The following is a 338-nucleotide window of genomic DNA, read 5'->3' as shown; positions in this document are numbered from 1 at the left end:
CTACGCCGTTAACCTTTTGAAATGAGCATTCAAGAGCCGTTCGCCTTGCTCGATCTCACGTTCGGTTGCGGGACGGAGTTCGGGGGCGCCGGGGACGCGTTCGCGTTTCTTGCGGGGATAGTCGCGGCTGGCCTTGTGCGATCGGGCGGAGGGGGCGATCACCGCCCGGCTGAGCCGGGCGTCGAGCGACCGGGCCGCCGCGAGGGGGCGGCCGTAATCACGCATCGCCGACCGGTAGACGCGGAGCAAGCCCGCGACGCTGACCGCGGCCGCCGGGATCGCGTCGTAGGACAACTGAACCTGGCCGTGCAGGCTCAGCGCCCAGAGGCCCACCAGCG

General features: G+C 69.5%; 1 protein-coding gene. It reads right to left on the bottom strand.

Going from position 1 to position 338, the window contains the following annotated elements:
• Window positions 1–338: hypothetical protein (locus tag AB1L88_RS26970; RefSeq protein WP_367099820.1), on the bottom strand; the 338-nt coding region annotated here is incomplete at its 5' end.

Source organism: Tautonia sp. JC769, assembly GCF_040717455.1.
Taxonomy (GTDB): Bacteria; Planctomycetota; Planctomycetia; order Isosphaerales; family Isosphaeraceae; genus Tautonia.
The sequence above is the reverse complement of the archived record's forward strand: the minus strand, read 5'-3'. Positions and strand labels throughout refer to the sequence as shown.